This is a genomic window from Pseudomonas rhodesiae, assembly GCF_013285305.1.
Lineage (GTDB): Bacteria > Pseudomonadota > Gammaproteobacteria > Pseudomonadales > Pseudomonadaceae > Aquipseudomonas > Aquipseudomonas rhodesiae.
In genome coordinates this window covers 2,233,785-2,259,806 of the sequence record NZ_CP054205.1, presented here as the reverse complement: position 1 = coordinate 2,259,806, position 26,022 = coordinate 2,233,785, and the positions used below count along the sequence as shown (strand labels likewise).

Below are 26,022 nucleotides of genomic sequence, written 5' to 3'. Positions count from 1 at the left end.
AACAAGAGGTCGTCAGGTTTACCCAATCGGATGCCATTGAAAAAGGACCACGTTATTTAAATGTGCGTAGGAACGCTCCTGAAATTGAGCTTAACAGGCTCGGGCGGCGCCAAGGCAAACAAAAAGCCCGAGGTCCTTAAAGGAAACCTCGGGCTTTTTGCTACTGGACGCAGGCTCAACTGGGACGACCGTGCAGCGTGACGCTACGCTCGGCGTTCATTTCACCCTGGCGATCAAAGCCGAACGGTTGCTGTGGCTGCCCCATCAAAGCGGCGCGCTGGCGTTGGTACTCATCAAAGGACAGCCCGCGACGACTGAGGGTTTCCAGCGCCAACTGCTTGGTTTCTTCCGCCGTGTAGGGACGCAATTCGGGCGAATGGTGGCTCGCACAACCGCCCAGCACAGAGGCTACAAGTAATAAAGAGACAGCGAGAAATCGGTTCATGGCGACGGTCCTGTGGGTGGGGCTCAAGTCAATGAACACAGGCTACTCCCGCCTATTCACAGTGAAAAATCACCGTCTTCGATAGTTGCTATCAACCGCTCAGGCACCTTCGATAGCTATATCGTCTAATATTCTATTTTGATCTACCAATATGGAAATTGATTAATTTACGGAATAACAACAACCCTCTATAACAAGCCACAACATGTGCCCGCGCTCCCCCCATCGACGAAATAAACCAGTCCTGACGCGCACTGACAAGAGAGGTATCCATGCAGCTTCTGACCTTGCCCTCCTCCCCAGCCCTGGCGACCTCTATCCGCGCCACGGCCCAGGTTTTCGAGGACCCGAAGTCTCAGGCCCTGCTCGCCCATATCCAGCAAGTAGCGCCCAGCGAAGCCAGCGTGCTGATTATCGGTGAAACCGGTACTGGCAAAGAGCTGGTGGCGCGCCACATCCATAACCTCAGCGCACGGCGTCACCGACCGTTCGTGGCAGTGAACTGCGGGGCTTTCTCTGAATCACTGGTGGAAGCCGAATTGTTCGGGCATGAAAAAGGCGCCTTCACCGGAGCCCTCACTGCCAAGGCCGGCTGGTTTGAGGAGGCCGATGGTGGCACGCTGTTTCTGGATGAAATCGGCGATTTGCCCATGGCGATCCAGGTCAAATTGTTGCGGGTGCTGCAGGAGCGAGAAGTGGTGCGCCTCGGTTCGCGTAAGAGCATTCCGATTGATGTGCGCGTAGTGGCTGCTACTAATGTTCAGTTAGAGAAAGCCATCAACGCCGGACATTTCCGCGAGGACCTCTATTACCGCCTGGATGTAGTCAGCCTTGAACTCAGCCCGCTGCGCGAGCGGCCCGGCGATATCCTGCCGTTGGTGCGCCACTTTATCCAAACCTACAGCCAGCGCCTGGGCTACGGGTCGGTCACTATCAATCACGAGGCGCAGCTCAAGCTGAAAAGTTACAGCTGGCCGGGCAATATCCGCGAGCTGGAAAACGTTATCCATCACACCCTGCTGATCTGCCGAAATGGCGTGATCGAGCGCGAGGATTTGCGCCTGTCGAATCTGCGCATCGAACGCCAGGACGACTCCGCGCACGCGCTCGACAACAGCGCCGAAGCCCTGCTAGAGCGCGCATTCCAGAAGCTGTTCGAAGAACAGGCCGGTGCCCTGCATGAAAAGGTTGAAGACGCCCTGCTGCGCGCCGCCTACCGATTCAGCCATTACAACCAGGTACACACCGCCAACCTGCTGGGCCTGAGCCGGAATGTGGCCCGCAGCCGCCTGATCAAAATAGGTGAATTGGCGGTGAATAAACGTCGGCCAGGGGAAACCCTTCAAGGTGGGCGGATGCTGCACCTATCCGTTTAGACGACAGTGCAAAGCGTTATCGGGGCCACGTTCGAAACTCTGCAACACTTGGAAAGAACCAAAGGTCACCGCAGTGGCGCGATGGGTGCGAATCAGCATCCAGAAGCCCTCATCGCCCTGCTCGAAACGCTGGAACGCCGCCTCGCCCTCCTCACGCGATTGCCATTGCAGGTAATTAAGCACGCGTCGCCCGTCAGCACTGATCTGGACGCTGGCGCTCAGGAAACCCTCCTGGCTCTGGGCCAGGCGCTCACTCTGGGTAGACAAGGCCGCCACCAGTGCCAATTGTTGCGGGGGCTCGACGTGGAATTCGATCAGTTGAGTGAAGCTGCGACTTTTCTCTATTACTTGCATGAACTGCCTCCTTTCTATGTAGGCGGAATCTTGCGATTAGATGCCACGCAGGGTAAAACCTCGAGTTAAGTCAAGGTCAAGCACTGATTCGGAGTTTTCATGCTCAATAAAGAACTGACCGTCGGCCAATTGGCCGCGCGCAGCGGTGTGGCCGTCACAGCCCTGCACTTTTACGAAACCAAAGGGCTTATCAAAAGTCATCGCAACGCCGGCAATCAACGGCGCTACCCGCGGGACGTATTGCGTCGCGTGGTGGTGATCAAAATCGCGCAACGCCTGGGGATTCCGTTGGCGACGATCGGCGAAGCGTTGCAGGCCTTACCGGATGGCCGTACTCCTACGGCGCAGGATTGGGAGCGCTTGTCGGCGCAATGGCGCGAAGACTTGGATGAGCGCATCCATAAACTGCAATTGCTGCGCGACAAGCTCAACGGCTGCATTGGGTGCGGATGCCTGTCATTGGAGGCGTGCCCGTTACGCAATCAGGGCGATCAGCTCGGCGAGCGCGGGCCAGGCGCGCACTTGCTCGAACCGGATTGACTGTCCTGGTCCACATCGCCGCCTCCCTGATTGGCGTGACCTATAGTGAAGTGGTCGGTAAACACCGGCGTCTTCCAATCCACCTGATCAAGGAGAGCGATATGAGCGTCAAACCTATCCCGGAAGGCTATCACCGCATCACGCCGTATCTGGGAATCAAAGAAGCCGCTGAGGCCATCGAGTTTTACAAGACAGCCTTCGGCGCCCAGCAAATCATGCGCTTGGACATGCCCGACGGCAGGGTCGGTCACGCCGAGCTGCGCATCGGCGATTCGGCATTCATGCTGGGCTCGCCCTGCGAAGAAAGCGCTCTACACAGCCCAAACAACGGTCATACCAGTGTTGGCCTGCATTTATATGTAGAGGACGTCGATGCGCAGTATCAAAAAGCCATCGACGCCGGCGCTGAAATCATTTCCAGACCAAGCGACCAATTCTACGGCGATCGTTCCGGCACACTGCGCGATCCTTTCGGCCATGTGTGGTTCGTGGCGACGCAAAAAGAGTCTTTGTCCGAAGATCAAATTCAAGAGCGCGCGAAGGCGTTGTTCCAGCAAAGCTGAGACCCTCGAGCTGTGTAGCACCAGGCTTGCTCGCCATGGAAGCCCGTTCGGCCATAGACGTCGCCAACCTGACTAGAGCAAGCCCCTCCCCCCATTTGTTGGGCGATATCAAGCAAGCGAAAAGGCACGACTGAAAGCTTGAAACATTTTCTTTCATTTGTGCCTTAGGGATTTCTCATTCTCATCCGTCTTAACTTAGATACAGCCTGTCGCGTCAGCAAAAGCTACGACTGGCCTTTTCCGGGCCCGCATTGCCCCTCCGATCAAGACCCTCATTCACATGTCGAAGAAGTCACGCTCCAAACTCTGGTTTCTCGTACACAGCTGGCTGGCGTTGCCCATCTGGTTTTTTGTACTGATCGTCTGCGTCACCGGCACCCTGGCGGTGGTCAGCCAGGAAATCGTCTGGCTGGCCAACCCTGACATCCGCGCGAGCAAACCGTCCGACGATGCCGAACCGCTGAGCTTTGACCAGGTGATCGCCGCCATCAAGCGCGACGATCCGCACGTCATCGTGCGCTCCATCATTCGCCCCGATGAATCGCACTTCGCCTTGAGTGTGGGCCTGAGCTATCCCGACGGACGTTCGGTGGAGGCGTATGCCAACCCTTATACCGGCGCGATCCAGGGCATCAGCCCTGCTTTCGATTTCCAGCAATTCACCCGCGCGCTGCACGGCTGGTGGCTGGTGCCTTTTACCAACGGCTACAGTTGGGGCTGGTACCTGGTTTCATTGCTCGGCTTGCCGTTGCTGGCGTCACTGATCACCGGCCTGGTGGTGTACAAGCGCTTCTGGAAAGGTTTCCTGCGCCCGACCTTGCGTATCCGCCACGGTGCGCGGATCTTCTGGGGCGACTTCCACCGCCTGAGCGGAATCTGGTCGATCTGGTTCATTGCGGTTATTTCCATCACCGGCACCTGGTTCTTGATCCAAGCGTTCCTGGGGGACAACCAGATCTCCATTTCCAGCGAACCCATCGTGCCGGTAATCGCCCGGGAGAAAGTACCGACATCCGCCCCTGGCGTACCGGCACCGATGATTCCCTTGGACGATGCCATCAAGATCGCCACCCAGCGCATTCCAGGGCTGGAAGCCAGCTTCGTATTCCTGCCGCTCAACGCTTACAGCCATCTGCAGATCGGTGGCCGCGGCTGGTACCCGCTGATGTTCCAGACCGCGCAACTGAACCCTTATGACGGCGATATCGCCGTTTCGCACCTGTTGTCCGACCGCACTGCCCTGGAGTTCGTCACCGAATCCATGCGCCCGCTGCACACCGGAGACTTCGGTGGCCTGTGGATCAAGCTGATCTGGGCGTTCTTCGGTCTGGTGCTGAGCATGATGGTATTGAGTGGCCTGCTGATCTGGACCAAACGCACCGCCCTGGCCACCGCCAATGCCCTCAAACGCAGCCACAAAGCGCCGCGCCAGGCCGCGTCCATCCCGGCCATGCAGGCTGAAACCCCGGAGACCAACCGATGAGCAAAGTCGCTGCCGCTGCACCGCCGTCGCCGCTGCGGGCGTTCTGGCTGAAATGGCGTTTCCATATCAACATCCTCCTCGTGCTGGTGCCGTTGGGCTTTATGCCCAAGTACTTCGCCGACGCCGCACTGTTTCGCGGGGACACCGGTATCGGCGAACGGGTAGCCGGTGAAGTGCAGGTCGGCCCCTGGAGCCTGACCCTCGCCGAGTTCCGTAACGAGGGCCCGCGCCCCGACCCGGCGGGCCCGATGAAATTTTTCAATGCCGCCCTGTGTGACGTCTGCGCCGATCAGGTCAAGGCCACTTATCTGCGTATCGGCAAACCCCGCAGCCTACGCGCCGCCGGCGTGATCTTCTTTGGCACGCCGTATCGCATGGGGGCCGGTCTGCCGGTGCCGGAGCGCACGCCGGTAGACGCCGAACTGTGGGTCACCATGGAAGGCTGGGACGGCACGATGCACCAGGGTTCCATCCCGCTGAGCCAGGCCTCCCCTGCCACCATTGCCTGGCTGAACAAGCAAGGAGTCAAACCATGACCTCAATCCTGCGCACCTATATCGCGCTGCTGTGTGTAGGCTTCAGCGCCACCGCCGTGGCCCACAATCCCATGTGCGAATGCAAGGAAATACCCGGCGAGCAAATCCAGTGCAAAGGTGGATTCTCCGATGGCAGCGGCGCGCCTGGCGTGACCCTGGACGTGATCGGCTACGACGAAACCATCCTGATGCCCGGCAAACTCGGCGAGGATTCGACCCTCACGTTCAAGAAACCTTCGGCCGAGTTCTACGTGTTGTTCGATGCCGGCCCTGGCCATGTGGTGGAAATCGATCAAGCGGATATCCAGCCCCAATGAGTACTACCCAGGTTGTACGCCCCGCTGGTGCCGGCCACGAAACCCTCTACGTGCTGCTGTTATGCCTGATCATCCTGGCGGTCGCCGGCACGGTGGTGGCCCTGCACGGCGAGTCCCAGCAGGTCGCGACTCTGCCCAGCCATCAATTGGACGCGCGGCGCGACCTGAGCGCCGCCGAGCAAGGCATCTACGCCGACCTGCGCGTGACCCTGGATGAAATCCATCTGTTGCAACAAGAGCAGAGCGCCCTGCCGACGCCCGAGCAACTGGCCGAGGAAGGCTTCGCTCCATTTGCTCAGGATGCCAGCTCGGTCAGCCGTGGCGATCACCGCTGGCAGTTGCTGGCACCGGCGGCTTATCTGGGAGTGAGCCAGGCACCTGGCGTGAGCGGCTCATTGCTGATGCGCGTGCAAGGCAGCGAACCGGATATCTGGCTCAACCGCTCCAACGATATCGCCTCCCCTTCCGACCTCACTGACCAGGCGCTGATCGCAGCCGGCTGGCAACAGGTGGTCGCGCAATTCGATGCCGGCGTGACCCGCCAGCACCGTCACTGAACGAGAAGACCGATTGCCCATGTCTATTTCATCTCCCCTGTTGCGCCTACTGCTGGTTGGCCTGCTCAGCCTGATGCTCACCCCTTTCGCCAACGCCGAAGCGGCCAAGCGCCTGCGCATCGGCATCACGCTGCACCCTTATTACAGTTACGTGGCCAATATCGTCGGCGACAAGGCCGAGGTGGTGCCGCTGATTCCGGCCGGGTTCAACCCCCACGCCTACGAGCCGCGCGCCGAGGACATCAAGCGCATCGGCACGCTGGACGTGATCGTGCTCAATGGTGTCGGCCATGACGATTTCGCCGACCGCATGATCGCCACCAGCGAACGCCCGGACATCCCCGTGATCGAGGCCAACGCCAACGTGCCGTTGCTGGCCGCCACCGGCAACGCCGCGCGCGGCGCGGGCAAAGTGGTCAACCCACATACCTTCCTGTCGATCAGCGCGTCGATTGCCCAGGTCAACAACATCGCCCGCGTACTGGGCAAGCTCGACCCCGACAACGCCAAGACCTACACCCAGAACGCCCGCGCCTACGGCAAGCGCCTGCGCCAGATGCGCGCCGACGCCCTGGCCAAGCTCACCAGCGCACCCAACCCTGACCTGCGTGTCGCCACGGTGCACGCGGCCTACGACTACCTGCTGCGTGAGTTTGGCCTGGAAGTCACCGCAGTGGTCGAGCCAGCCCACGGTATCGAACCCAGCCCAAGCCAGTTGAAGAAAACCATCGATGAACTGCGCGCCTTGGATGTGAAGGTGATTTTCTCGGAGATGGATTTCCCGTCCACCTACGTCGATACCATCCAGCGCGAATCCGGGGTCAAGCTGTACCCGCTCTCGCATATTTCCTACGGCGAATACAGCGCTGAAAAGTATGAAGTGGAAATGACCGGCAACCTCAACACCGTGGTCCGTGCCATTCAGGAGTCAGGCGCATGACCGCCGCCGAACAGCTGAATGTCGCCAGCATCGGGCCGACCCTCGACTTCGACAAGGTGTCGCTGACCCTGGGCCGTACCGCGATCCTGGCCGAGGTGAGTTTTCAGGTCCAGCCGGGCAGCATCCACGCGCTGGTGGGACCAAACGGCGGCGGGAAAAGCTCGCTGATCAAGACCTTGCTGGGGCAGACACCGCACCAGGGCCGCCTGAGCCTGGCGTGGCCGTCCTCGCCCGGCACCATCGGCTATGTCCCCCAGGCCTTGGAGTTCGACCGAGGTTTGCCGATGACCGTCGACGATTTCATGGCTGCAATGTGCCAGCGGCGCCCGGCGTTTCTTGGCCTGTCCCGGCATTACGCGGCCGCCATCGGCGAGGCGCTGGAGCGAGTGGGCATGCAGGATAAGCGCAAGCGCCGCATGGGGGCGTTATCCGGCGGCGAACGCCAGCGCGTGCTGCTGGCCCAGGGCCTGATCCCGGCCCCCCAATTGCTGGTGTTGGATGAACCGATGTCGGCCCTCGATGAGGCCGGTATCCAGGTGTTCGAACGCCTGCTCAACGACTGGCGCCTGGCTGGCATCACCGTCCTGTGGATCGAACACGACCTGGAAGCGGTTGGCCGCCTGGCCGATCGGGTAACTGGTCTGAACCGCCGCGTGCTGTTCGATGCCACGCCCAAAGAAGCGCTGACGCCCGACCGCCTGCTGACCCTGTTCTCTACTCACCCTCGGAGCACGGCGCCATGAGTTATGAAGCATTTCGCCTGATGGTCCAGGGCTGGGCTTCTTCGGGTTACCTGCCGGAAGCCTTGGCCTACGGCTTTGTAGTCAACGCATTGCTCGCGGGCCTGCTGATCGGCCCGGTACTGGGTGGACTGGGCACCCTGGTGGTAGTCAAACGCTTTGCGTTCTTCTCCGAAGCGGTCGGCCACGCCGCGCTGACCGGCGTAGCCGTGGGCATTTTGCTCGGCGAGCCCTACACCGGGCCGTACGGCAGCCTGTTCGGCTACTGCCTGTTGTTCGGCATCCTGCTCAACTACTTGCGCAACCGCACCGGGCTGGCGCCGGACACCTTGATCGGCGTGTTCCTGTCGGTTTCCCTGGCATTGGGCGCGAGCCTGCTGTTGATCCTGGCGGGCAAGATCAATGTGCACATCCTGGAGAACGTGTTGTTCGGTTCGGTGCTGACGGTTAACGGCAACGATCTGCTGGTGCTGGCGATTGTCGGTTCCCTGGTGATGGCCCTGGCATTGCCGCTGTACAACCGCATCATGCTCGCCAGCTTCAATCCCCAACTGGCGGCCGTGCGTGGCGTGGCAGTGAAGACTTTGGATTATCTGTTCGTGATCCTGGTGACACTGATCACCGTGGCGGCGGTCAAGGTCATCGGCGCGATCCTGGTGGGCGCGCTGCTGGTGATTCCGGCGGCAGCGGCGCGGCTGTTGAGCCAGTCGCTCAAAGGTTTTTTTTGGGTCTCGGTGGTGATCGCCACCGTCAGCACCCTCTGCGGCATTCTGCTACCAATCATATTTGACCTGCCCATCCCCTCCGGCGCCGCGATCATCCTCGTCGCCGGTATCGCCTTCGCCTGCGCGGCCATCGCGCGGGGCGTCGTCCCCAGCCTGAAAGGGAACCTTGGATAATGCGCTTCGTTCTACACCCTCTGACTCTGGCCTTCGCCTGCCTGATCGCCACACCGCTGATGGCGACCGAATCGGTAAAACCGGCGGTGCATGCCGCCAAACCTGTGAAAGTGCTGGCCTCGCTACCCATCACCTATGGCCTGGCGGACGTGTTGCTCAAAGGCACCGACGTGCAACTGGAACGCGCCGCGCCGGCCAACCTACCTGGCACGCGACAGGTATCGTATTTCACGGGGCGTGGCGCATCGGCGCTCAGCACGTTGGCCCAAGACGCCGACGCCGCCATCGGCTTGCGCTCGCTATGGCCGGATGACCCGCTGTACCCGGTGGCGCGACGGAGCAATATCCGTATCGTCGAAGTGGATGCCGCGCGTCCAGTGGACGGGGGGTTGCCGGGGATCGCCGTGCAACCCGGCGCCTCCGACGGTTTGAATAGCCAGCCCTGGCAATCGAGTAACAACCTGGGCCGCATGGCCGATGTAATGGCCTCCGACCTGAGCCGTCTGGCGCCGGGGGCCAAAACGAAGATCGACGCCAACCTCGCCGCCCTCAAGCAACGCCTGCTTAAATTCAGCGCCGACAGCGAGGCACGTCTGGCCAAAGCGGACAACCTGAGCGTGGTCAGCCTGAGCGATCATTTCGCCTACCTGATCAGCAGCCTGAACCTGGAAGCGCTCAGCACGGACGCCCGCCCCGACGCCGAGTGGACGCCCGACGCGTTGCGCAAACTCACCGCTGACCTGAAGGACAATGACGTCGCCGTGGTGCTGCATCATCGTCAGCCGAGTGAGGCGGTAAAAGCCGCAGTGACAGCAGGTGGCGCGCAGCTTCTGGTACTTAACGTCGACGGTACGGATCCGGTGACGGAGTTGGAAAACAATGTGGATCAGGTGATCAAAAGCCTTACGCCGCGCGGCTAAATGACAGCGGTCTTAAGGGGGACTTGGATTGGCCGCTGTTCACTCAGACGACATCCACCCCCACGTGAATCGCGTCATGCCGCCAAAACTCCAGATCGCAGTCGATCAGGCGCTGGTGCTGGTCATAGTTGACCCGAGCAATGCGCAGGCCGGGGCTGCCCACCGAGACGCGCAACGCAGCGGCCGCCTCCACGGGCAGTGAGGTCGGAACGATCTCGAAACGCACCCGCCCGTAATGCACGTCGTACTTGCGTGCGTACAGCTCAGTCATCGACTGGGTCAAATCACACGCCAGGATTCCGGGAAAATACTGCGGGTTCAGGTAGTGCTCTACATACAACACCAAGCGCCCATCGATCCGCCGGCCCCGGCAAATCTGGATCACGCTGGACAACGCCGGCAACTGCAGCCAGGCGCACACCGCCGCCGAGGCCGGTTGCAAGCGTGCGCTGAGTACTTCGGTGGACGCCACCCGGCCCTGGTCACTGACCATCGCGTGAAAGTGGCTGCGCTGCATCAGGTTGTAGGCCAGTCGCGGCGGCGATACAAACCAGCCACGGCGTTCCTCGCGATAGATCTGCCCTTGAGCCTCCAGTTGTAACAAGGCTTCCCGCACGGTTATGCGAGTGGTACCAAACAACTCGCTGAGCTTGCGTTCGGCAGGCAATTTGTGGCCGGGGGGCAATAGACCGTGATCGATCTGCTCCTGCAGCGCCAGGCCGATGGAAGTCACCGCCTTGATTGCTTCATCACGCATCAACGTTACCTATCTGGACTAGACCAGCACCGTTCAGGTGCATAAAGCGCTCGATAAATGGGCCCTTGTTACTGCGTGTCAGCCTAGGCATTACAAATGACCGAGAGATGACAGCACCTGCCGGAGTGGCACACCACACTCTGCAATACATCGGCCAAGTCCAGGCAATGCGGGCCCATGGGCATGGTCTACGCTAAGTTTGCGCTGACCGACATCAGCGCTTTAAAAACGACATCGACATGAAACTGTCATCCATCGAGCCTAGATTGGCTCAGGTATTGCTGACCTAGACCAAACCACCGCAATCGTTCGTAAAAACGCAGCGTTGTTAACGCCCATAGGAGCTTCGGATGAAACAGCTTTTCCTGGCATCACTGTTAGGCTCGACCATTGCCATGTGCACCGCCGCCATGGCTGCCGATACCGATCTAAAAACCCTGGAAGCCGCCGCGAAAGCGGAAGGCGCCGTCAACAGCGTCGGCATGCCCGATGACTGGGCCAACTGGAAAGGCACCTGGGACGATCTGGCCAAGACCTACGGCCTCAAGCACATCGACACCGACATGAGTTCCGCCCAGGAAATCGCCAAGTTCAAAGCCGAGAAGGACAACGCCAGCGCCGATATCGGCGACGTCGGCGCTGCCTTCGGCCCGATTGCGGTGAAGCAGGAAGTGACCCAGCCTTACAAACCGTCCACCTGGGCACAGGTGCCGGATTGGGCAAAAGACAAGGACGGCCACTGGGCGCTGGCGTACACCGGCACTATCGCGTTTATCGTCAACAAAAAGCTGCTGCACGGCTCTGAAGTCCCCCACAGCTGGGCCGACCTGCTAACCGGCAAGTACAAGGTTTCCGTGGGTGACGTCAGCACAGCGGCACAGGCGGCCAACGGCGTATTGGCAGCAGCCATCGCCAACAAAGGCGACGAGAAGAACATTGCCCCCGGCCTGCAGTTTTTCACCAAGATCGCCCAGCAAGGGCGCCTCTCACTGTCCAACCCGACCATCGCCACCATGGAAAAAGGCGAAGTCGAAGTGGGCATCGTCTGGGACTTCAACGGCCTGAGCTACAAAGCCAAAATGGCCAACCCGGATGACTACGTGGTGCTGATCCCATCGGACGGCTCGGTGAAATCCGGCTACACCACCATCATCAACAAATACGCCAAGCACCCGAACGCGGCCAAGCTGACCCGCGAGTACATCTTCAGCGATGCCGGCCAGCTCAACCTGGCCCGTGGCAATGCGCGCCCGATCCGTGCCGAAACCGACCTGAAACTGCCGGCCGATATCGCCAAGAACCTGATCCCGGGCGAGCAGTACACCAAGGCCAACCCGCAGCCGATCAAGGATGCCGATGCCTGGGAAAAAACGTCCAAAAAGTTGCCTCAGCTGTGGAACGAGCAGGTCATCGTAGAGATGAAATAAGCCTGTCGCCCACATTGGAAATCCACTGCAGATCCAATATGAGAGGGGGTTAGCCCCCTCCCATACTTTTGACCTCGTTCCTCCTGAGGAATTGAGTCAAGTCTATTGCTGCGGAGCGCTCTCCCCCATGAAGCACAACGTCATCCTTGTCGTGCTCGACGGCCTGAACTTCGAGGTTGCAAGGCACGCCATGGGACATTTGCAAGCGTATGTCAGCGCAGGACGCGCAGCCCTCTACAAACTGGATTGTGAACTGCCCGCGCTGTCCCGCCCGTTGTACGAATGCATCCTCACCGGCGTACCGCCGATCCAGAGCGGTATCGTCCACAACAACGTCTCGCGCCTGTCCAACCAGCGCAGCCTGTTCCATTACGCCACCGCCGCCGGCCTTAGTACCGCAGCGGCGGCTTATCACTGGGTCAGCGAGCTGTACAACCGCACGCCGTTCATGCCCGCGCGGGACCGTCATACCCACGACCCGGCGCTGGCGATCCAACACGGGCATTTCTACTGGAATGACCACTACCCGGACTCCCACCTGTTCGCCGATGCCGAAAGCTTGCGGCTCAAGCACACGCCGAACTTTCTGCTGGTGCACCCGATGAACATCGACGACGCCGGCCACAAACATGGCCTCGACACCGCGCAATATCGCAACAGCGCGCGCTCGGCCGACATCATCCTGGCCGACTACCTGCAAGGCTGGCTCGATGCCGGCTACCAGGTGCTGGTGACCGCCGACCACGGCATGAACAACGACCGCTCCCACAACGGCCTGCTGCCGGAAGAGCGCGAAGTACCACTGTTTGTGCTGGGCGATGCCTTCAGCCTGGATGCCGGCGCAGCGCCGAAACAAACCGAGCTGTGCGGCACTGTCTGCGAACTATTGGGCGTGCCCCACGACAAACCTGTCTGCCGGGAGTTGCTCAAGTGAATGCCATGACCCGCGGCAAATGGCTGGCCCTGCTGTGCCTGATGCCTTTTGCACTGTTCTTTATCGTGTTCGAAATCGCGCCGTTGGTATGGGTGCTGATCAACAGCCTGCAAACCGAAGAGTCCGGCTGGGGCGTGGACAACTTCACGCGGATCTTCAGTTCGAAGTTCTACCTGCAGGCCATCCAGTACAGCCTGGAGATCAGTTTCTACTCCAGCGTGTTCGGGATCATCATTTCCGTGCTGGGCAGCTACTCGTTGCGCCGGGTGGACTCGCCCCTGCGCAATTTCGTCACCGCCTTCGCCAACATGACCAGCAACTTCGCCGGCGTCCCCCTGGCCTTCGCCTTCATCATCCTGTTGGGGTTCAACGGCAGTATCACGATCATGCTCAAGCAGGCGGGCATCATCGAAGACTTCAACCTGTACTCGAAAACCGGGTTGATCATCCTCTATACCTATTTCCAGATTCCCCTCGGCGTGTTGCTGCTCTACCCGGCCTTCGATGCCTTGCGCGAGGACTGGCGTGAGTCGGCAGCGCTGCTGGGCGCCAGTGGCTGGCAGTTCTGGCGACACATTGGCCTGCCGGTGCTCACGCCCGCGCTGCTCGGCACCTTCGTGATCCTGCTGGCCAATGCCCTGGGCGCCTATGCCACGGTGTACGCATTGACCACCGGCAATTTCAACGTCTTGCCAATCCGCATCGCCGCGATGGTGTCCGGGGATATCTCCCTGGACCCGAACATGGCCAGCGCCCTCGCCGTGGTACTGGTGGCGTTGATGACCGTGATCACCGTGGTCCATCAATTGCTGCTCAAGAGGAGCTACCATGTCTCGCGCTGAAGCCGGCCCGGCCTCCCTCTACCATCGCGTGATGGTGTACCTGCTGTTTGCCATTCTGGTACTGCCGTTGGTGGGCACGTTTGTCTATTCGATTGCCAGCAGTTGGTCGGCGACCATTCTGCCGGCCGGATTTACCGTTAAATGGTATGTGCAGCTGTGGAGCGACCCGCGCTTTCTGATGGCCTTCGGCCAATCATTGGTAGTGTGCGTGGGCGCGCTGATCCTGTCGGTGGTGTTGATCCTGCCGCTGCTGTTCGTGGTGCATTACCACTTTCCCAAACTCGACGCGCTGATGAATATCCTGATCCTGCTGCCGTTTGCGGTGCCGCCGGTGGTGTCGTCGGTAGGCTTGCTGCAGCTTTACGGCTCCGGGCCGATGGCGATGGTGGGCACGCCGTGGATCCTGATCGGCTGCTACTTCACGGTCGCGCTGCCGTTTATGTATCGGGCGATCACCAACAACCTGCAGGCCATCAACCTGCGCGACCTGATGGACGCCTCGCAACTGCTCGGCGCCAGCACCTGGCAAGCCGCGATCCTGGTGGTGCTGCCCAACCTGCGCAAAGGACTGATGGTGGCGCTGTTGCTGTCGTTCTCGTTCCTGTTCGGTGAATTCGTGTTCGCCAACATCCTGGTGGGCACCCGCTACGAAACCCTGCAGGTGTACCTCAACAATATGCGCAACAGCAGCGGCCACTTCACCAGTGCCGTGGTCATTTCCTACTTCTTCTTTGTGCTGGTACTGACCTGGGCCGCCACCTTCTTGAACAAGGACAAAAGCCAATGAGCTTCGTCAGCGTGCAACACCTGCAGAAAAGCTACGCCGGCACGCCGGTGTTCAGCGACATCAATTGCGAAATCGCCAAGGGCGAATTCGTCACCCTGCTCGGCCCGTCCGGTTGCGGCAAATCGACCCTGCTGCGCTGCATCGCCGGCCTGACCGCCGTGGACAGCGGGCAAATCCTGCTGGATGGCCAGGACATCGTTCCGCTGAGCCCACAGAAGCGCCACATCGGCATGGTGTTCCAGAGCTATGCGCTGTTCCCCAACATGACCGTCGAGCAAAACGTCGCGTTTGGCCTGCGCATGCAAAAGGTCAACGCCGCTGACAGCCACAAGCGCGTGCAGGAAGTACTGCAACTGGTGGAACTCAAAGACCTGGCCGGCCGGTATCCGCACCAAATGTCCGGCGGCCAGTGCCAGCGTGTCGCCCTGGCCCGCTCTCTGGTGACCCGCCCACGCCTGTTGCTGCTGGATGAACCGCTGTCGGCGCTTGATGCCCGGATTCGCAAGCACCTGCGCGAACAGATCCGCGAGATTCAGCGCGAGCTGGGGCTGACCACGATTTTCGTGACCCATGACCAGGAGGAAGCGCTGACCATGTCCGACCGCATCTTCCTGATGAACCAGGGCAAGATCGTGCAGAGCGGCGATGCGGAGACGCTCTATACGGCGCCAGTGGACGTATTCGCCGCCGGTTTTATCGGCAACTACAACCTGCTGGACGCCGACAAGGCTAGCCGCTTGCTGCAACGCCCGATCAGCGGCCGCATTGCGATTCGCCCGGAATCCATCGAACTGAGCCGCAGCGGCGAACTCGACGCACTGGTGCGCAGCCACAGTCTGCTGGGCAACGTGATCCGCTATCGTATCGAAGCCCGCGGCGTAGAGCTGGTGGTGGATGTGCTCAACCGTTCGGCGCAGGATCTGCACCCTGACGGCCAGCGCCTGGCACTTTCCATCGACCCCAGCGCGCTATGTGAAGTAGCCTGAGCAGTGATTCATTGAGAGAGCGTAACGGATGGCATTGGTAATTTTTGATTTGGACGACACCCTGATCCACGGCGACTGCGCCACCTTATGGAGCGAGCAGATGGGCCGTCTGGGCTGGGTCGACCCCGAGTCGTTCATGCGCAGGAACAACGAACTGATGGACGCCTACAGCCAGGGCAAACTGGCGATGGAAGACTTTATGGACTTCAGCCTGGAGCCGATGATCGGCCGCACGCCGGAGGAAATCGAGCACTTGGTGGAGCCGTGGGTCGAAGACGTGATCGAACCGCTGATCTACAGCGACGCCACCAAAACCATTGCCCGCCACCGAGCTCAGGGCGACCGGATTCTGGTGATCTCCGCGTCGGGCACGCATTTGGTCAAGCCGATTGCCGCGCGCATCGGTATCGATGAGGTGCTTGGCATCGAGCTGGATGTCAGCCATGGCGTTTACAGCGGCAAAACCGTAGGGGTCCTCACCTACCGTGAGGGTAAGATCACGCGCTTGCTGGACTGGTTGGCGCAGGAAGAGCAAACCTTGGACGGCGCGTACTTCTATTCGGATTCGCGCAATGACTTGCCCTTGCTGTTGAAGGTCGATCATCCCCAGGTGGTGAACCCCGACCCAGTGTTAAGGGCCCATGCCGAACAGGCGGGTTGGCCGATTCATCATTGGGATTGATGCGTGTGGAACGCGCGCCGATCGAAGTGCAAGCGTCACTGTCAGTCAATGGCAAAAAGAGCCGGCCATGCTGTCATGAATCGGCGCGATAAAGGTTCTAAGTCATCATTGAAATGCGAAAAGAGCCTACATCGTATGTAGGACTCGAGACGCCAAGCACATCACATGATCTTCAACGCCTTGCAATGCTTTCACAGTGCCTCCATAGTGAGTCTGGACTGAGCCCGTAGCAGTAGCGTCGGGCTTTTTGCATTATGCGACCGGCCCACACGGAACCGGCGACTTCAAAGACGGCCTAATATGCGTTATCAATTGCCCCCGCGTCGAACCAGCATGAAGCATCTGTTCCCCAGCACCGCCCTCGCTCTTTTCATTGGTCTCGGCTTTGCGTCGATGTCGACCCATACGTTCGCAGCCAACAGCTGGGACAACCTTCAGCCGGATCGCGATGAGGTGATCGCCAGCCTTAACGTCGTCGAGTTGCTCAAGCGCCATCACTACAGCAAGCCGCCGCTGGACGACGCGCGCTCGGTGATCATCTACGACAGCTACCTCAAGCTGCTGGATCCGTCGCGCAGCTACTTCCTGGCCAGCGATATCGCTGAGTTCGACAAGTGGAAGACCCAGTTCGACGACTTCCTCAAGAGCGGCGACCTGCAACCCGGTTTCACCATCTACAAGCGCTACCTGGACCGCGTCAAAGCGCGTCTGGACTTCGCGCTGGCTGAACTGGACAAAGGCGTCGACAAACTTGACTTCACCCAGAAAGAAACTCTTCTGGTAGACCGCAAGGACGCCCCTTGGCTGACCAGCACCGCTGCCCTCGACGATCTGTGGCGCAAACGCGTCAAAGACGAAGTGCTGCGCCTGAAGATTGCCGGCAAAGAGCCCAAGGCCATCCAAGAGCTGTTGACCAAGCGTTACAAGAATCAGCTGGCGCGTCTGGATCAGACCCGCGCCGAAGATATCTTCCAGGCGTACATCAACACCTTCGCGATGTCCTACGACCCGCACACCAATTATCTGTCGCCAGATAACGCGGAAAATTTCGATATCAATATGAGTCTGTCGTTGGAAGGCATCGGTGCCGTCCTGCAAAGCGACAACGACCAAGTCAAGATCGTGCGTCTGGTGCCAGCAGGTCCGGCCGACAAGACCAAGCAGGTCGCACCGGCCGACAAGATCATCGGCGTGGCCCAGGCAGACAAAGAGATGGTCGATGTCGTCGGCTGGCGCCTGGACGAAGTGGTCAAGCTGATCCGTGGTCCGAAAGGCAGCGTGGTGCGCCTGGAAGTGATTCCACACACCAATGCCCCCAACGACCAGACCAGCAAGATTGTGTCGATCACCCGTGAAGCGGTGAAGCTCGAAGACCAGGCCGTGCAGAAGAAAGTCCTTAACCTCAAGCAAGATGGCAAGGATTACAAACTGGGCGTCATTGAGATCCCGGCTTTCTACCTGGACTTCAAAGCCTTCCGTGCTGGCGACCCGAACTACAAGAGCACCACCCGCGACGTTAAGAAAATCCTGACAGAATTGCAGAAGGAAAAAGTCGACGGCGTGGTCATCGACCTGCGCAACAACGGCGGCGGTTCCTTGCAAGAAGCCACCGAGCTGACCAGCCTGTTTATCGACAAAGGCCCGACCGTGTTGGTACGCAACGCCGACGGCCGTGTCGACGTGCTGGAAGACGAAAACCCCGGCGCGTTCTACAAAGGGCCGATGGCGTTGTTGGTCAACCGCCTCTCGGCGTCGGCTTCGGAGATTTTCGCCGGTGCCATGCAGGACTATCACCGCGCGTTGATCATCGGTGGCCAGACCTTCGGCAAAGGCACCGTGCAGACCATCCAGCCGCTCAACCATGGCGAGCTGAAGCTGACATTGGCCAAGTTCTACCGGGTGTCCGGGCAGAGCACCCAGCATCAGGGCGTGCTGCCGGATATCGATTTCCCATCGGTCATCGATACCAAGGAAATCGGCGAAAGCGCTCTACCGGAAGCCATGCCGTGGGACACCATCCGCCCGGCGATCAAACCGGCGTCCGATCCGTTCAAGCCGTTCCTGGCGCAGCTCAAGGCTGATCACGACACCCGCTCCGCCAAGGACGCCGAGTTCGTGTTTATCCGCGACAAGCTGGCCCTGGCCAAGAAGTTGATGGAAGAAAAAACCGTCAGCCTCAACGAAGCGGACCGCCGCGCTCAGCATACCGATATCGAAAACAAGCAACTTGTACTGGAAAACATCCGCCGTAAAGCCAAGGGTGAAGATCCGCTCAAAGAGCTGAAGAAAGAAGACGAGGACGCCTTGCCAACCGAGGCGGATAAAACCAAGCCTGAAGATGACGCTTACCTGGCCGAAACGGGCCGGATCCTGTTGGACTACCTCAAGATCAGCAAGCAGGTAGCCAAGCAGTAAATGATGGCGATTTAATGTGAACGCTCTCCGGAGTGTCATCAAATAGACATCATTCTGTCGTGAAATAAAGGACCCCAGGCATCATGCCTGGGGTCCTTTTTTTTCGATCGAGATCGCCATGACCATGACCGAACAGCTGAACGCATTGGGCTCAATCCTGGCTCAAGGCAGTTTGCACAGCCTGTTCCAGCCGATCCTCTGCTTATCCGAACGCCGTATTCTGGGCTACGAAGCGCTCAGCCGCGGCCCCTCCAACAGCCCCCTGCACTCCCCCATCGCACTGTTCGCCGTGGCCAGCCAAGCTGGACGCCTGAGCGACCTGGAAATGGCATGTCGCGAAAGTGCCTGCCGACGCTTCAGCGAACAGCAACTGCCGGGCAAGCTGTTCCTCAACATCTCGCCGGAATCCTTGATGGAAACGGCGCACCAGCCGGGCCGCACCCTGCAATTGCTGCACGACTTCGGTATTCCGCCGAGCCAGGTGGTGATCGAACTCACCGAGCAAACCCCCACTGACGATTTCGATCTACTGCAGACCGCCCTGCACCACTATCGCAACATGGGTTTTTCCATTGCCCTGGATGATCTGGGCGCCGGGTATTCCAGCCTGCGCCTGTGGTCGGAACTGCGTCCCGACTACGTGAAAATCGATCGACACTTTATCGACGGCATCCACCAGGATGCGCTCAAGCGTGAGTTTGTCGGCTCGATCCTGCAAATCGCCAGGGCATCACGCGCGCAAGTGATCGCCGAAGGTATCGAGTTGCCGGAAGAGCTGGCGGTATTGACGGAAATGGGCGTCGACCTGGTCCAGGGCTATCTGCTCTGTCGGCCACAGGAACAGCCACCGCAGGAAGCGCGGTTGATGCTGCCCAAACCTGAGAGCGCCAACGTGTCCCTCAACGAAGAAGGCAGCGACCTCAGTGCCCTGCTGAGCGAACAACCAGCGGTGGATCAAGACACCGCCACCGCCCAGGTCCTGGAGGCCTTTCGCCGCCAGGCCAATCTCAATTCACTGGCGGTGCTCGATGGCCGCGGCCATCCGGTGGGCATCGTGCACCGGCATTCGTTGTCCGACGCGCTGCTCAAGCCGTTCGCTACCGATCTGTTTGCGCGCAAGCCCATCAGCCGCCTGATGAGTAGCGACTTCCTGGCGGTGGAACTGAGCCAATCACTGCAACAGGTCAGCCGTCTGCTGACCAGCCGTGCACGGCAGCGGATCGAGGAAGATTTCATCATCACGCTCAATGGCGACTACCTGGGCCTGGGCCGAGTGATCGACGTGCTGAAGTTGATCACCGAGCTGAAAATCCAACAGGCGCGCTACGCTAATCCACTGACATTGCTGCCGGGCAACGTGCCGATTCAGCAATGCCTCACGCGACTGTTACAACAGCAACGGGAGTCGGTGATCTGTTACGTGGACATCGACAGCTTCAAGCCCTTCAACGATATCTATGGCTACGGACGGGGGGATGAGGTGTTGCTGTGCCTGGCACAGTGCCTGAACGACCGGGTCGACCCAAGCCGCGACTTCGTCGGGCATATCGGCGGCGATGATTTTTTGCTGGTGCTGGGGCCGCAGGATTGGCGCAAGCGGCTCAACCAGTTGCTGGATGATTTTCACACCCAATGCCGGCGCTTCTACCGCGCCGAACACCTGGATGCCGGCTGCTTCGTCGCATTGAACCGCCAGGGTGTGCGCCAGGAGTTTGCCCTGCTTTCGCTGTCGATCGGCGTTGTCCATCTACATCCACAGGCCTGTGAACAGCTCGACGCCAGCCAGTTGGCAGAGCTGGCGTCGCAGGCCAAGCATCATGCCAAGGACATGGAGGGCTATAGCGTCCATGTGATCAACAGCATGGACATGCTCTCGCCAGCGCTTTAAGCCTCGGCGGATTCCGGATACTCGTATTCGAACACCCGTACCACTTCGGAAGCATGCCAGGAGGCAGCGGCCACACCGTCGGACGGTCCGCTGAAACGTCCCAGACGCTCCACGCATTCAAAAAAACCAGTACGCGGCAGGCGACTGGCGCCCTGGCTGATCACCAAGGAGCTACGCAGCGGCTGATCGGCCTTGGCATCTAAGGCCGCCAGGTGCTCCAGGGCGGCGGCCAAGGTCTGCATGGCCGGTGAGGGAAACTGCAAACGCTCCAGCAGCGCCCGATACGTCAGTAGATGGCGCTGGCGGCGCGCCTGGTCCAGCTCGTTGAGCAACCCATCCCAGTGTTGACGGCTGATACGTAGGCTCAAGATTCATCCCTCCAACCTGCCACACCCAATTCCCAGGCCAGGCTGCGGCGGATCGCAGCATCCGGCTGACGCTCGCCACTCTCGATCAATCCAAGATACGAGGGGCTGATACCCACGGTGCGGGCCAGCACTTCAATAGCAAGGCCCTTGGCTTCACGCAGGCCGCGCAGGTCGGCGAGCGGACGCAGATCCTGATCGACCGTGCTCTGGGCAGGAGAGGAAACAACTGACGGAGGCTGTTGCTGACCGGCCGCTTTAAGCAGCGCCTGGTACTGCTCCCATGGCAACACCGCGTATTCGGGTGCGCCGTCGCGTGAAATTATCTGAATATCCATGACTGCCCCGTAGGATAACAACACTTACAACGTAAGCACTTTCCTTAGGAGTGTAATCCTAACAGCCATAGAGGTCGCAGGGGGATAGCGATGCCATCAGTTTTTTTGCGGGTTTTCCTGGGCGAGCAGCGCCGGTGTGGCAGGCAGGCGCTCGACTACGGCGAGCTTCTCCGGGCGCTGCGCCTCACGCCAAGCGCGGAAGGCGTTAAGTTCGCCGTCCAGCGTCTTCAGGATCCATGCTAGTACGGCGATATCATCGAACATACCAAACATGGGGATAAAGTCCGGGATCGCGTCGACCGGGCTCAGAAAGTACATCAGCCCCGCCACGATCGAGATCAGTGCCTTGGGGCTGATGGCGCGGTATTCGCCGCGCCAGTAAGCCAGGCAAAGGGCCTGAAGCAGCTTGAGGTCATCTTTGAGTTTGCCCAGGCGGCCGCCTTGGCTGGAACCCTTGGCAGCGACGGCAAACAACAGGGTCGGCAAGCGCCCACGCCCCAGCAAGCGTGCCGCCATGGGCAGAAAGCGGGTGAAATTGAAGGGTGGTTTCATCGGTCACTCCAGTTCCAGCCTACGCACAAGGTTATCCACACAAATTGTGGATAACCTTGTGAACAGAGCCTGTTTTGCGGCCTGAAAGCCACGGGTTACAAGGCTTGCAGTCAGATCGGGCGTTTTTTGCGCACCTCAAAAAAACCCAAGATTTCATTGACTTGGCGTTGCTGTGCGGTTACCCGTGCTCGAGTGTTATATCAGACTGTTACAGGTTGCGGACGTTCGTTTGGATGTACGCGAACCGCAGAAACAACAACGCCCCGTCGAGACGGGGCGTTGTGTGTTCAGGCGCCGATTACTTCTTGGCGGCCGGTGCGGCAGGGGCTTCAGCCTTGGCTGGGTCCTTGATGCCCAGCAGCTCCAGGTCAAATACCAGCACGGAGTTGGCTGGAATCGCCGGGCTCGGGCTCTGAGCGCCGTAGGCCAGGTCGGACGGGATATACAGCTCGACCTTTTCGCCAACGTGCATCAGTTGCAGGCCTTCGACCCAACCCGGAATCACGCCGCTAACCGGCAGGTCAATCGGGCTGCCGCGATCCACGGAGCTGTCAAAAGTGGTGCCGTTGGTGAGTTTACCGGTGTAATGCACGGTCACCACGTCGGTTGGCTTAGGCTGCGGGCCGTCGGCCTTCTTCACGATTTTGTACTGCAGGCCGGACGCAGTGGTCACGACGCCGTCTTTCTTGGCATTGTCTTCGAGGAATTTCTTGCCGGCGGCTGCCGACTCTTCGCTCATCTTAGCCATGCGTTCTTCAGCACGTTTTTGCAGTGCGGCGAACGCTTCAACCAGTTCGTCGTCTTTGAGCTTCTGCTCTTTCTTGCCGACGGCATCTTCGATGCCTTGGGCTACTGCTTTTGAATCCAGATCATCCATGCCTTCCTGGGCAAGGCTTTTGCCCATGTTCAGGCCGATGCCGTAGGAAGCTTTTTGCGCCGGGGTTTTCAGCTCTACGCTGGTCTGCGAATCACAACCCGCAAGTACCAGGCTAACCAGGGCCACCGCCGCCGCCAACCGATGCTGTTTCATGCTATTTCCTTGTTCATGCGCCAATAGGGCATTTGAATAAAGTCGCGAGCTTATCAGGCGGCCACGACCAATGGCTACCGGCATGTGAGCAGGAAACTTCCGATAAGTTCACGTGTTTAAAAGCATTTTCATTCATTATGAGGGCCCGCGACGGACTGCGGGACCGCCTTTATCCAGGCTCATGGCCACTTGCCGCACCTCTGGCGTAGTGGCATAACAACGCAACCCCTCGACAAGGATAGTTATCTTGCGCATTTTTTCCCGTATTTTGCTGCTGATCGGGCTCGTGCTGGGTCTAATTCTGGCTGTAGTGATCTATTACACCGCCAATCCCAAGCTGCCGGACCCTGTGCCGGTGAAGCAGGTGCATTACCAAGACCAATGGAGCGCCGCCGACCGCCAGACCTACTACTTCACGCCTCAGGGCACCCAGGTAAAAGGCCTGCATTACGATTGGTTCACCGCCCTGGAATTGCCGTTCTCCGAGCGACGTTTCGCCACACCAGAATACCTGGCGCGCTTCGGCTTTCTGGTCGACCCCAAGCAAGTACCCTCCGCACAAAACCCCGGCAACCTGCCGGTGGGGTTCGCCCGTCATAAAGATGCCGACAGCAAGGTTGAATACCTGGATATCACCTGCGCCGCGTGCCATACCGGCGAGTTGCATTTCCAAGGCCAGGCGCTGCGTATCGACGGCGGCTCAGCCCAACACGTTTTGCCATCTAGCGTACCCACCCTGCGCGGCGGCAGCTTCGGCCAGGCCCTCGTCGCCAGCCTGGCGGCAACCTATTACAACCCCTGGAAATTCGAGCGCTTCGCCCGTCAGGTGCTGGGGGATCGATATGAAACCGACCGCAGCCAACTGCGTCAGGACTTCAAACAGTCGCTGAATCAATTTCTCAAAGTAGCCTGGAACGATACCCACCGCGGCCTCTATCCCACCGAAGAGGGCCCCGGTCGCACCGACGCCTTTGGGCGCATCGCCAACGCCAGCTTTGGCGATGGGATTTCGCCGGACAACTACCGCGTCGCCAATGCCCCCGTGGACTACCCGCAGCTGTGGGATATCTGGACCTTCGACTGGGTGCAATGGAACGGCTCGGCGCAACAACCCATGGCACGCAACATCGGCGAAGCCCTGGGCGTCGGCGCGACCCTGACCTTCTTCGACAGCGCCGGTCAACCCCTGCAAGGCGAGGCGCGCTACCCTTCCAGCGTACGGGTGCGCGACCTCAACCTGATTGAAGAAACCCTGCAACGCCTCAAACCGCCCACCTGGCCGGAAGACCTGTTCGGCGCCGTTGACAAGCCTCTGGCCGCCCAAGGTCGCGCGCTGTTCGCCGAAAACTGCGCAGGCTGCCACGTACCGAATGTGACCGAGGAAAATGGTCGGCCAGTGCAGCACTTGAAAATGCTGCCGGTTGAGTACATCGGCACCGACCCCGGTACCGCCAGCAACATTGCCGATCAACGTTACGACCTCAGCGCCCTGCAATGGGACCCGGCCGAACTGGCCCGACTGAATGTCGAACTGCACCCCACCCCGACCGAACCGCTGGACCTGAAGAAAATGTCGGTGGCCAAGGGCCTGGCCTACGTCACCGCCTTCGTTGAAGACCACGCCTACCGCGCCGCCGGCGTGACTCCGGCCGAGCGCCCACGCCTGGATGGCTATGGCCTGCCGATCGGCGTGCGCGAGTTGCGTGCCTACAAGGCGCGCCCACTGGCCGGCGTGTGGGCCACGCCACCGTTCCTGCACAATGGTTCGGTGCCGACTATTTACCAACTGCTCTCGCCCCAGGATGAGCGCAGCACCACTTTTTATAAGGGCACCTTCGAGTACGATCCGCGCCATTTGGGCTTTGAGACCGCGGCGTTCAAGAATGCCTTCCTGTTCGACACCCGGGTGACGGGTAACCATAACAGCGGCCACGAATTCCGTGCCGGCCAACGAGGCAACGGCGTGATTGGCCGTGGCCTGCTGCCCCAGGAACGCTGGGCGCTGCTGGAATACCTCAAAGTACTGGGCGGCCCTTTGGAGCAACAACTGCCATGATGATTCGATCTCAATATGACCGCCCTTCCCTGTTTGCACGCCTCTGGTTGTGGGTTGGCCGCTTTCTTGGCAAGACGTTGCTCTGGCTGGTAACGCTGGGCCTGATTGGCTGGCTGGCGACCACGGCCTGGTATGCGTGGCAACATAGCGGCCCGGTGTCGGCGGATGAGCAAGTGCCGCCGGGTGAAGCAGCGATGACCCAAGGCATCATCCAGACGGCGGTGCGCATCGTCGATCAGCATCGCGAAGGCACGCGCTACCTGCGCGACGCCCACGCCAAAGCACATGGCTGCGTGAAGGCCGAAGTCAGTGTATTGAGCGATCTGGACCCTGCGCTGCGCCAGGGCGTGTTCGCCGAACCCGGTAAGACCTGGCAGGCCAGCATGCGGCTGTCAAACGGCAATGCCTACCCACAGTTCGACAGCATCCGCGACGCGCGGGGCATGGCGCTCAAGTTACTCGACGTACCGGGCAAACAACTGCTGGCGGACCAACAAAGCCGTACCGAACAAGACTTTGTGATGTTCAGCCATCCCAACTTTTTCGTCAGCGACGTCGCGGAGTACGCCCAGAACATCGGCGCCCAGGCGGACGGCAAGAAAGTGCTGGCGTTCTTTCCCAAGATCGACCCACGCACATGGCAAGTGCGCCATCTGTTTATCGCCCTGGCAACTCTGGCGCCGGCACCGGCCAGCCCGACGCAGACTACCTACTTTTCGGTATCGCCCTACAAGTTCGGCGCGGCCAATGCCAAATTCCGCGTAGCGCCCGCCCCACAGAACTGCCCGGAGTACGTGCTGCCCAAACAGAACCAGGACCTGCCGAACTTCTTGCGCAGTGCCTTGAGCCAGCAGCTGTCGACAGATCGTGTACCGGCGTGCTTCGTCTTGCAGATCCAGCGGCAGAATCCGCAGAAGTTCATGCCCATCGAAGACACCAGCATCGAGTGGAAAGAGAGCGACGCGCCCTATGAAACCGTAGCCACCGTCCGGATTCCCGCTCAGGACTTCGACACCCCGGCGCAAAACCTGGCGTGCGACAACCAATCGTTCAACCCCTGGTTTGGCGTCGCGGAGCACCGCCCCATCGGCGGTATCAACCGCCTGCGCAAGGCGGTGTATGAAGCAGTCAGCGACTACCGCCATAGCCGCAACGCACCGTAAAGAGTACGTAATAAAGGGCCCGACGCTGTAAGGATTGCGTCGGGTCTATTGAGGAGTTTTCGCCATGCACTTAGCGTGATTTCCTATCCCATCATTTAGGAAATCACTGTGGAAAGCTCAACCCTCGGCA

At 59.9% G+C, this 26,022-nt stretch carries 28 protein-coding genes; 21 read left to right on the top strand and 7 right to left on the bottom strand.

The window, feature by feature from the left end; all coding sequences use genetic code 11:
• Positions 1-175: 175 nt before the first annotated feature.
• Complete coding sequence (locus tag HRH33_RS10380) at positions 176-445, bottom strand: hypothetical protein (protein ID WP_167418354.1); 270 nt, start codon at positions 443-445, stop codon at positions 176-178.
• Positions 446-717: 272 nt separating this feature from the next.
• Between HRH33_RS10380 and HRH33_RS10375 the strand changes: the two genes are divergently transcribed.
• Positions 718-1,821, top strand: a complete 1,104-nt coding sequence (locus HRH33_RS10375; RefSeq protein WP_094066269.1) for a sigma-54 interaction domain-containing protein — start codon at positions 718-720, stop codon at positions 1,819-1,821.
• Here the strand turns inward: HRH33_RS10375 and HRH33_RS10370 are convergent.
• On the bottom strand, positions 1,810-2,175 hold the full coding sequence (locus HRH33_RS10370) for an antibiotic biosynthesis monooxygenase family protein (RefSeq protein WP_167418353.1): 366 nt from the start codon (positions 2,173-2,175) through the stop codon (positions 1,810-1,812). The genes HRH33_RS10375 and HRH33_RS10370 overlap by 12 nt on opposite strands.
• A gap of 99 nt (positions 2,176-2,274) precedes the next feature.
• Between HRH33_RS10370 and soxR the strand changes: the two genes are divergently transcribed.
• The 10 genes from soxR to HRH33_RS10320 all read left to right on the top strand — a co-directional run bounded on the left by soxR (position 2,275) and on the right by HRH33_RS10320 (position 9,670).
• Complete coding sequence (gene soxR / locus HRH33_RS10365) at positions 2,275-2,715, top strand: redox-sensitive transcriptional activator SoxR (protein ID WP_034096748.1); 441 nt, start codon at positions 2,275-2,277, stop codon at positions 2,713-2,715.
• A 101-nt stretch (positions 2,716-2,816) separates the two neighbouring features.
• Entirely contained in the window at positions 2,817-3,278 is a 462-nt protein-coding gene (locus HRH33_RS10360; RefSeq protein WP_167418357.1) for a VOC family protein, read from the top strand.
• 280 nt (positions 3,279-3,558) lie between these two features.
• Positions 3,559-4,761 carry a PepSY-associated TM helix domain-containing protein gene (locus HRH33_RS10355; protein ID WP_034096746.1) on the top strand — a complete coding sequence of 401 codons (1,203 nt, stop codon included), beginning with the start codon at positions 3,559-3,561 and terminating at the stop codon, positions 4,759-4,761.
• Positions 4,758-5,297: a hypothetical protein gene (locus HRH33_RS10350; RefSeq protein WP_034096745.1), complete on the top strand. Its 540-nt coding sequence runs from the start codon at positions 4,758-4,760 to the stop codon at positions 5,295-5,297. Before HRH33_RS10355 ends, HRH33_RS10350 begins: the two co-directional genes overlap by 4 nt.
• Positions 5,294-5,614: a hypothetical protein gene (locus HRH33_RS10345; protein ID WP_034112764.1), complete on the top strand. Its 321-nt coding sequence runs from the start codon at positions 5,294-5,296 to the stop codon at positions 5,612-5,614. The genes HRH33_RS10350 and HRH33_RS10345 overlap by 4 nt, the downstream gene beginning before the upstream one ends.
• On the top strand, positions 5,611-6,171 hold the full coding sequence (locus tag HRH33_RS10340; protein ID WP_034137649.1) for a DUF6162 family protein: 561 nt from the start codon (positions 5,611-5,613) through the stop codon (positions 6,169-6,171). Before HRH33_RS10345 ends, HRH33_RS10340 begins: the two co-directional genes overlap by 4 nt.
• A 19-nt stretch (positions 6,172-6,190) precedes the next feature.
• Complete coding sequence (locus HRH33_RS10335) at positions 6,191-7,111, top strand: metal ABC transporter substrate-binding protein (protein WP_167418352.1); 921 nt, start codon at positions 6,191-6,193, stop codon at positions 7,109-7,111.
• On the top strand, positions 7,108-7,854 hold the full coding sequence (locus tag HRH33_RS10330; RefSeq protein WP_034096741.1) for a metal ABC transporter ATP-binding protein: 747 nt from the start codon (positions 7,108-7,110) through the stop codon (positions 7,852-7,854). Before HRH33_RS10335 ends, HRH33_RS10330 begins: the two co-directional genes overlap by 4 nt.
• Positions 7,851-8,750: a metal ABC transporter permease gene (locus HRH33_RS10325; RefSeq protein ID WP_040266411.1), complete on the top strand. Its 900-nt coding sequence runs from the start codon at positions 7,851-7,853 to the stop codon at positions 8,748-8,750. Before HRH33_RS10330 ends, HRH33_RS10325 begins: the two co-directional genes overlap by 4 nt.
• Positions 8,750-9,670, top strand: coding sequence for a metal ABC transporter solute-binding protein, Zn/Mn family (locus tag HRH33_RS10320; protein WP_167418351.1), 921 nt, complete (start codon positions 8,750-8,752; stop codon positions 9,668-9,670). Before HRH33_RS10325 ends, HRH33_RS10320 begins: the two co-directional genes overlap by 1 nt.
• Before the next feature lie 43 nt (positions 9,671-9,713).
• Here the strand turns inward: HRH33_RS10320 and HRH33_RS10315 are convergent, their stop codons facing one another.
• A complete protein-coding gene (locus tag HRH33_RS10315; protein WP_034112756.1) occupies positions 9,714-10,427 on the bottom strand; it encodes a UTRA domain-containing protein in 714 nt (237 codons plus the stop codon).
• 350 nt (positions 10,428-10,777) lie between these two features.
• Between HRH33_RS10315 and HRH33_RS10310 the strand changes: the two genes are divergently transcribed.
• The 8 genes from HRH33_RS10310 to HRH33_RS10275 all read left to right on the top strand — a co-directional run bounded on the left by HRH33_RS10310 (position 10,778) and on the right by HRH33_RS10275 (position 20,388).
• The gene (locus HRH33_RS10310) at positions 10,778-11,854 is read left to right on the top strand and encodes an ABC transporter substrate-binding protein (RefSeq protein ID WP_123480213.1); all 1,077 of its coding nucleotides are present in this window, start codon (positions 10,778-10,780) and stop codon (positions 11,852-11,854) included.
• Between the two features lie 127 nt (positions 11,855-11,981).
• Positions 11,982-12,788 (top strand): alkaline phosphatase family protein, encoded by an 807-nt coding sequence (locus HRH33_RS10305; RefSeq protein ID WP_034096736.1) that lies wholly within the window; start codon positions 11,982-11,984, stop codon positions 12,786-12,788.
• A 5-nt stretch (positions 12,789-12,793) separates the two neighbouring features.
• Positions 12,794-13,630 (top strand): ABC transporter permease, encoded by an 837-nt coding sequence (locus HRH33_RS10300; protein ID WP_162276720.1) that lies wholly within the window; start codon positions 12,794-12,796, stop codon positions 13,628-13,630.
• On the top strand, positions 13,617-14,417 hold the full coding sequence (locus HRH33_RS10295) for an ABC transporter permease (RefSeq protein ID WP_034137642.1): 801 nt from the start codon (positions 13,617-13,619) through the stop codon (positions 14,415-14,417). Before HRH33_RS10300 ends, HRH33_RS10295 begins: the two co-directional genes overlap by 14 nt.
• Entirely contained in the window at positions 14,414-15,403 is a 990-nt protein-coding gene (locus HRH33_RS10290) for an ABC transporter ATP-binding protein (protein WP_034137641.1), read from the top strand. The genes HRH33_RS10295 and HRH33_RS10290 overlap by 4 nt, the downstream gene beginning before the upstream one ends.
• A 28-nt stretch (positions 15,404-15,431) precedes the next feature.
• Entirely contained in the window at positions 15,432-16,085 is a 654-nt protein-coding gene (locus HRH33_RS10285) for an HAD family hydrolase (RefSeq protein WP_034137640.1), read from the top strand.
• 333 nt (positions 16,086-16,418) lie between these two features.
• Positions 16,419-18,500 (top strand): carboxy terminal-processing peptidase, encoded by a 2,082-nt coding sequence (locus tag HRH33_RS10280; RefSeq protein WP_173603440.1) that lies wholly within the window; start codon positions 16,419-16,421, stop codon positions 18,498-18,500.
• A 118-nt stretch (positions 18,501-18,618) separates the two neighbouring features.
• Positions 18,619-20,388: a bifunctional diguanylate cyclase/phosphodiesterase gene (locus HRH33_RS10275; RefSeq protein ID WP_167418350.1), complete on the top strand. Its 1,770-nt coding sequence runs from the start codon at positions 18,619-18,621 to the stop codon at positions 20,386-20,388.
• Here the strand turns inward: HRH33_RS10275 and HRH33_RS10270 are convergent.
• From HRH33_RS10270 to bamJ, 4 genes are all read right to left on the bottom strand, one after another.
• Positions 20,385-20,756: a hypothetical protein gene (locus HRH33_RS10270; protein ID WP_034096729.1), complete on the bottom strand. Its 372-nt coding sequence runs from the start codon at positions 20,754-20,756 to the stop codon at positions 20,385-20,387. The two genes, HRH33_RS10275 and HRH33_RS10270, sit on opposite strands and share 4 nt — an antisense overlap.
• Positions 20,753-21,091, bottom strand: a complete 339-nt coding sequence (locus HRH33_RS10265; RefSeq protein ID WP_094066258.1) for a helix-turn-helix domain-containing protein — start codon at positions 21,089-21,091, stop codon at positions 20,753-20,755. Before HRH33_RS10265 ends, HRH33_RS10270 begins: the two co-directional genes overlap by 4 nt.
• Positions 21,092-21,187: 96 nt before the next feature.
• Positions 21,188-21,643, bottom strand: a complete 456-nt coding sequence (locus HRH33_RS10260) for a YkvA family protein (protein WP_167418349.1) — start codon at positions 21,641-21,643, stop codon at positions 21,188-21,190.
• A gap of 298 nt (positions 21,644-21,941) precedes the next feature.
• Positions 21,942-22,673 (bottom strand): BamJ family beta-barrel-assembly machinery protein, encoded by a 732-nt coding sequence (gene bamJ, locus HRH33_RS10255; protein WP_034137636.1) that lies wholly within the window; start codon positions 22,671-22,673, stop codon positions 21,942-21,944.
• A gap of 247 nt (positions 22,674-22,920) precedes the next feature.
• Between bamJ and HRH33_RS10250 the strand changes: the two genes are divergently transcribed.
• Complete coding sequence (locus HRH33_RS10250) at positions 22,921-24,729, top strand: di-heme-cytochrome C peroxidase (RefSeq protein WP_167418348.1); 1,809 nt, start codon at positions 22,921-22,923, stop codon at positions 24,727-24,729.
• Positions 24,726-25,892, top strand: coding sequence for a catalase family protein (locus tag HRH33_RS10245; RefSeq protein WP_034137634.1), 1,167 nt, complete (start codon positions 24,726-24,728; stop codon positions 25,890-25,892). Before HRH33_RS10250 ends, HRH33_RS10245 begins: the two co-directional genes overlap by 4 nt.
• Positions 25,893-26,022: the final 130 nt, after the last annotated feature.

Excerpts from the sequence above, each read along its gene's own strand:
- HRH33_RS10380 (WP_167418354.1), bottom strand. The coding sequence starts at position 445 with ATGAACCGATTTCTCGCTGTCTCTTTATTACTTGTAGCCTCTGTGCTG.
- HRH33_RS10375 (WP_094066269.1), top strand. The coding sequence starts at position 718 with ATGCAGCTTCTGACCTTGCCCTCCTCCCCAGCCCTGGCGACCTCTATC.
- HRH33_RS10370 (WP_167418353.1), bottom strand. The coding sequence starts at position 2,175 with ATGCAAGTAATAGAGAAAAGTCGCAGCTTCACTCAACTGATCGAATTC.
- soxR (WP_034096748.1), top strand. The coding sequence starts at position 2,275 with ATGCTCAATAAAGAACTGACCGTCGGCCAATTGGCCGCGCGCAGCGGT.
- HRH33_RS10360 (WP_167418357.1), top strand. The coding sequence starts at position 2,817 with ATGAGCGTCAAACCTATCCCGGAAGGCTATCACCGCATCACGCCGTAT.
- HRH33_RS10355 (WP_034096746.1), top strand. The coding sequence starts at position 3,559 with ATGTCGAAGAAGTCACGCTCCAAACTCTGGTTTCTCGTACACAGCTGG.
- HRH33_RS10350 (WP_034096745.1), top strand. The coding sequence starts at position 4,758 with ATGAGCAAAGTCGCTGCCGCTGCACCGCCGTCGCCGCTGCGGGCGTTC.
- HRH33_RS10345 (WP_034112764.1), top strand. The coding sequence starts at position 5,294 with ATGACCTCAATCCTGCGCACCTATATCGCGCTGCTGTGTGTAGGCTTC.
- HRH33_RS10340 (WP_034137649.1), top strand. The coding sequence starts at position 5,611 with ATGAGTACTACCCAGGTTGTACGCCCCGCTGGTGCCGGCCACGAAACC.
- HRH33_RS10335 (WP_167418352.1), top strand. The coding sequence starts at position 6,191 with ATGTCTATTTCATCTCCCCTGTTGCGCCTACTGCTGGTTGGCCTGCTC.
- HRH33_RS10330 (WP_034096741.1), top strand. The coding sequence starts at position 7,108 with ATGACCGCCGCCGAACAGCTGAATGTCGCCAGCATCGGGCCGACCCTC.
- HRH33_RS10325 (WP_040266411.1), top strand. The coding sequence starts at position 7,851 with ATGAGTTATGAAGCATTTCGCCTGATGGTCCAGGGCTGGGCTTCTTCG.
- HRH33_RS10320 (WP_167418351.1), top strand. The coding sequence starts at position 8,750 with ATGCGCTTCGTTCTACACCCTCTGACTCTGGCCTTCGCCTGCCTGATC.
- HRH33_RS10315 (WP_034112756.1), bottom strand. The coding sequence starts at position 10,427 with ATGCGTGATGAAGCAATCAAGGCGGTGACTTCCATCGGCCTGGCGCTG.
- HRH33_RS10310 (WP_123480213.1), top strand. The coding sequence starts at position 10,778 with ATGAAACAGCTTTTCCTGGCATCACTGTTAGGCTCGACCATTGCCATG.
- HRH33_RS10305 (WP_034096736.1), top strand. The coding sequence starts at position 11,982 with ATGAAGCACAACGTCATCCTTGTCGTGCTCGACGGCCTGAACTTCGAG.
- HRH33_RS10300 (WP_162276720.1), top strand. The coding sequence starts at position 12,794 with ATGACCCGCGGCAAATGGCTGGCCCTGCTGTGCCTGATGCCTTTTGCA.
- HRH33_RS10295 (WP_034137642.1), top strand. The coding sequence starts at position 13,617 with ATGTCTCGCGCTGAAGCCGGCCCGGCCTCCCTCTACCATCGCGTGATG.
- HRH33_RS10290 (WP_034137641.1), top strand. The coding sequence starts at position 14,414 with ATGAGCTTCGTCAGCGTGCAACACCTGCAGAAAAGCTACGCCGGCACG.
- HRH33_RS10285 (WP_034137640.1), top strand. The coding sequence starts at position 15,432 with ATGGCATTGGTAATTTTTGATTTGGACGACACCCTGATCCACGGCGAC.
- HRH33_RS10280 (WP_173603440.1), top strand. The coding sequence starts at position 16,419 with ATGAAGCATCTGTTCCCCAGCACCGCCCTCGCTCTTTTCATTGGTCTC.
- HRH33_RS10275 (WP_167418350.1), top strand. The coding sequence starts at position 18,619 with ATGACCATGACCGAACAGCTGAACGCATTGGGCTCAATCCTGGCTCAA.
- HRH33_RS10265 (WP_094066258.1), bottom strand. The coding sequence starts at position 21,091 with ATGGATATTCAGATAATTTCACGCGACGGCGCACCCGAATACGCGGTG.
- HRH33_RS10260 (WP_167418349.1), bottom strand. The coding sequence starts at position 21,643 with ATGAAACCACCCTTCAATTTCACCCGCTTTCTGCCCATGGCGGCACGC.
- bamJ (WP_034137636.1), bottom strand. The coding sequence starts at position 22,673 with ATGAAACAGCATCGGTTGGCGGCGGCGGTGGCCCTGGTTAGCCTGGTA.
- HRH33_RS10245 (WP_034137634.1), top strand. The coding sequence starts at position 24,726 with ATGATGATTCGATCTCAATATGACCGCCCTTCCCTGTTTGCACGCCTC.